Annotated in this window: 2 protein-coding genes; both read left to right on the forward strand. The window is 67.5% G+C overall.

Annotation, left to right across the window (positions count from 1 at the left end):
* Nucleotides 1-212 precede the first annotated feature (212 nt).
* A complete protein-coding gene (gene sppA / locus HYU53_19330; GenBank protein MBI2223348.1) occupies nucleotides 213-1,955 on the forward strand; it encodes a signal peptide peptidase SppA in 1,743 nt (580 codons plus the stop codon).
* A 135-nt stretch (nucleotides 1,956-2,090) separates the two neighbouring features.
* On the forward strand, nucleotides 2,091-4,880 hold the full coding sequence (locus HYU53_19335) for a carboxypeptidase regulatory-like domain-containing protein (GenBank protein ID MBI2223349.1): 2,790 nt from the start codon (nucleotides 2,091-2,093) through the stop codon (nucleotides 4,878-4,880).
* Nucleotides 4,881-4,969: the final 89 nt, after the last annotated feature.

Consider the following 4,969-nt stretch of genomic DNA (forward strand, 5'->3'; position numbering starts at 1 on the left):
ACCTCCACTGCCTTGCGGCAACAAGCTCCTGAGGCTTGCGCGTCTGCCAGTTCCGCCACTTCCGCACGAAGGGCTGGTCGTCGCCTGGTGGAACCTCGGATTATAACGTAAACCACCGCCGCGCGCTATACTCGAAGGTCCGGTTGTGCGCCGGATCACGCCCGGAACCGCGGCACAGGTCGGCGGTTTCCGGCCCTCGAAAGGACCCTGTCGTGGCCATGCGGCGCGGCGTCGCTCTCGTGCTCGTTCTCATCGCTGTCGCGATCGTCCTCTCCATCGGCGCGGTGGGGACCGTGTTCCTCGTCATGGGACGCGAGCCGGGCGTCGCCGCCAACTCCACGCTCGTGCTCCGCATCGGCGGCGATCTCGCCGAGGCCGAACCCGGCGGCGTCTTCAACCAGTTCATCGAGTCGCCACCGACCGTGCGCGCCACGGTCGAGGCCTTGCGCAAGGCCAAGGTCGATCGGCGTGTCGCCGGCGTCGTCCTCGTGCCGGCCGGTGCGAACGGCCTGTGGGGCAAGCTCCAGGAGCTGCGCGAGGCGGTCGTCGATTTCAAGACGTCCAAGAAGCCGATCGTCGCGTATCTCGAGTACGGCGGCGAGCAGGAGTACTACCTCGCATCAGCCTGCGACAAGGTCTTCCTCATGCCCGCGAGCCCGCTCGATCTCAGCGGGCTGGCCACGTACGAACTGTTCCTGCGGGGGGCGTTCGACAAGATCGGGGCCTACCCCGACATGCTGCACATCGGCGACTACAAGACGGCGGCGAACACGTTCACGGAGAGGACCTACACGCCGGCGCACCGCGAGATGGCCGAGTCGCTCACGACCGACCTTTACGAGCAGCTCGTTCGCGGCATCGCGGAGGGACGCCGCAAGTCCGCGGCCGAAGTGCGCGCCATCGTGGACCGCGGCCCGCTCCTGCCGGAGGACGCCGTGCGCCTCGGCCTCGTGGACGACGTGGCGTACGAGGATCAGATCGACGACAAGGTGAGCTTCGGCGGGCAACGCATGAAGCGGCTCGACAACGATCAGTACCGGCACGTGCCGGCCGCCTCGCTCGGCATCGATCGCGGGCCGAAGATCGCCGTCATCTACGCGGAGGGGACGATTGCGTCCGGCCGCAGCACGTCGGATCTCGGCAGCCCCGTCGTCGGATCGGAAACGATCATCGAGTACATCCGCAAGGCGCGGGCCGACGAGACGATCAAGGCCATCGTCCTGCGCGTGGACAGCCCCGGCGGATCCGCGATCGCCTCGGACGTGATCTGGCGCGAGCTGATGATCTCGCGGCCGTCCAAGCCCATCATCTCGTCGATGTCCGACCTGGCCGCCTCCGGCGGCTACTACATCGCCATGCCCGCGCACGCCATCGTCGCGCAGCCCGGGACGCTGACCGGATCGATCGGCGTCGTGATGGGCAAGTTCGCGCTCGGCGGCACGTTCGAGAAGCTGGGGCTCAACATGGAGGCCACCAGCCGCGGCCAGTACGCGCAAATCTATTCCCCCGACCGCCCGTTCACGCCAGAGGAGCGGGCGAAGGTCGAAGAGCAGATGCAGGCCACCTACGACCTGTTCGTCGAGAAGGCGGCGCAGGCGCGGCGGACCACGCCGGAAAAGATCGATGCGATCGCGCAGGGGCGCGTGTGGACGGGCTCCCAGGCGAAGCGGCTCGGCCTGGTCGACGAGCTGGGCGGCCTGCAACGCGCGGTCGCCCTCGCGAAGCAGCACGCGAAGATCGACCCGGCGACCGAGGTGCAGCTCGTGGTCTACCCGCCCAAGCGCAGCTTCTACGAGCTGGTGGCGGAGCCGTTCGGCGAGGGAGCTTCAGCCTCGGCGCTGCTGTCGCTCGTGCATCCGATGGAGCGGCGGGCGATGCTGCAGCTGGCCACGCCGCTTCGGCTGTTCCGCTCGGGGGAGCCGCTCGCCCTCATGCCCAACGTGTTCCTGCGCTGAATTCCGGGCCTTCCTCCGTGGCGGGGTTTCGCCCGCCGCCTTGGGGCTTGACAGGCTCTTGACGCGCCAGTAGAGTTCCACATTACATAACGAGCGTTCGGTTTGTAGGGGCGCCTGGGGCGCCTGGAGGTACGCATGCTGTCAGCCGGTCTATTCCGCTGCCGTCCGGCCATTCTGCTGGCGGTTTTCACGCTGCTGTCCGCCGGTTCGGCGCCCCTCGGCGCCCAGGTCGCGGATGGCGTCATTGAGATCGCCGTCGTCGACGAGAGCAACCAGGTGATGCCGGGGGTGACCGTGACGGTCACGCGCCCCGACACCGGGTTCCAGCACGCGCTCGTCACCGACGCCACCGGCACGGCGCGCGCGATTGCGCTGCAGCCGGGCACCTACGACGTGAAACTGGAACTTGCCGGCTTTGCCACGATCGACCAGAAGGGGCTGACGCTGCGCGTCGGCCAGACCGCCCGCGTGAGCGCCACGATGAAAGTCGCGCAGGTGGCCGAGACGGTGAACGTCGTCGCCGAGGCGTCGCTCGTGGACGTGTACAAGACCGACTCGTCCACGAACATCGTGCCCGAGCAGATCCAGGAATTGCCGGTCGCCAACCGCGACTTCCAGAGCCTCGCGTTCCTCGCGCCCGGCGTGCAGCGCGAGCGCGGCGGCTTCCGCTTCATCACCAACCAGCCCGTCATCGGCGCCGGCGGCAATGCCAGCCAGTCCACCGTTCTCGTGGACGGCGTCGATTTCACGGATGCGACGCTCGGCCTGGCGCGCGCGCGCTTCAGCCAGGATGCGATCGGCGAGTTCCGCGTGATCGCGAACCGCTTCGACACGGAGATCGGTGGATCGGCCGGCGGCGCGCTGTCGATCGTGACCAAGTCGGGGACGAACGACGTGCGGGGTTCGGCGTTCGCCTTCTTCCGCGACGATTCGCTGCGTGAGAAGGGAAAGCTGGAACTGCAGAAGAACGACTACTCGCGGCAGCAGTTCGGCGGCACGGTCGGCGGGCCGGTGGTGAAGGACCGCACCCATTTCTTCCTGTCCTTCGAGCAGGTGGGCGAGGACTCGATCGCGCTGTTCCGGCCGGGCGGCGCCTACAAGGCGCTGGCCGAGGACATCACGGTCCCATTCGATCAGTCGCTGTTCTACGGCGGGGCCGATCACCGGATCGGCGACGACCAGAACCTGCGCGTGAAGGCCGTCTACGAGCGCTACCGCCAGGAGAACTTCCGCGTCGGCGGGTTCGGCGACGAGAGCAGCGGGATGCGTCTGGATCGCGACAACTGGAATATCACGCTGACGCATGCCTGGACGCTCAGCAACACGACGCTCAACCAGCTCTCCGTGCAGGTCGGGCAGCGCAAGTTCGAGGAGCCGAACAACTCCAGCGACCTCACGGAGTTCTTCACGCTGGGTCAGACGCTCATCACGGGCGCCAACCTCGTCGGCGACCAGCGGGACGACGGCAAGATCGTGGAGCTGCGCGACACCTTCTTCACGCGGATCGGCAGCGGGGCGTGGGCGCAGGACATCAAGGTGGGGGGCGCCTGGCAGTACGTCAACGACACGTGGAATTTCCCCGTGTATCCCCAAGGGCTGATGCTGTACCTGACCGACACGCGGGCGCTGCCGGTGATCTACTACTCGGTGTCCGGCTCGGGCGAAGCGACGATCAAGACGCACCTGCTCTCGGGCTTCATCCAGGACGACTTCCGCCCCTCGCCGCGCCTGACGATCAGCGCCGGCCTGCGCTATGACCTGGACACCGACGGCAACAATCCCGGTTTCACGAGCCCGATGATGCCCGAGGCGCGCGGGCGCGACACGAACAACCTGCAGCCGCGCGCCGGATTCTCGTGGGACATCAGGGGGAACGGCTCGCACGTGGTGCGCGGGGGCGCCGGCATGTTCACCGGCCGGTTCCTGCTCGTGCCCGCCTTCAGCGAGCTTCAGCAGAACGGCTACACGGGACGGATCATCCAGCAGCGCTGGAGCAGCCTGCTCTTCGGCAACTTCTCGGCGCCCCTCAACGCGGCGAGCCCGTCGACGACGGGGATCCCGCTCGCCCGCGACGCCGTGCGGCTCGCTGACACGTACGTGAACCCGCGATCGACGCAGGCGACGGCCGGCTACACGGCGCGCCTCGGGAGGACGGGCCTCTTTGCCGACTTCGAGGGCGTCTACGTCAAGGGCGACGACGAGATCATCGTCCGCGACGCGAACTTCTGCGGCAACGACCTGGGCGTGTATGGCTGCCGCGTCAACAAGGGGTTCGCGCAGATCAACACCTACACCAACGAGGGGCGCTCCGAGTACAAGGCGTTCGTGACCAGCGTGAACGGCACCTTGAAGGGGGGGCACGTCGTCACGGCCTCGTTCACGGTGAGCGACAAGAAGAACATCAACGACGACTTCAGCCCCGCGCTCGTGGACTACCCGAACGATCCGGCGAACATCGAGGCCGAATACGGGCGGTCGCGCGCGGACGAGCGGTACCGCTTCGTCGCCTCCGGCGTGTTCAGGCTGCCGTACGGCCTGACGGCGTCGCCGATCTTCGAGTACGGCTCGGGCCAGCCCTGGAACCGCCGCCGCGGGTACGACTACAACGGTGACGGCAAGCTGAGCGATCGGCTGCCCGGCGTGGGCCGATTCTCGGAGGAGGGCCCGGAGTTCAAGTCGGTCAACCTGCGCCTCACCTACAAGGTGCCGGTGAACGGACGGGCGGGGATCGATCTCATCGCGGAGGCGTTCAACCTGTTCAACACCGTCAACTACGACGTGAACTCGGTTGTCGCCACGGAGTACCGTTCGGGCCCGACGCTGGCCAACCCGAACGCGGCGCTCGTGCCGAACCCGGACTTCCGGAAGTACCTCTTCACCCTGCCGCCGCGCGAGTTCCAGCTCGGGGCCAGGGTGACGTTCTGACGACAGTCACGTGCGACGTGCCACGTGCGACGTGCCACGTGCCACGTGCCACGTGCGACGTGCTTACGGGCGGACGTGGCACGTCGCAC

It is taken from the genome of Acidobacteriota bacterium, assembly GCA_016184105.1.
GTDB lineage: Bacteria > Acidobacteriota > Vicinamibacteria > Vicinamibacterales > 2-12-FULL-66-21 > JACPDI01.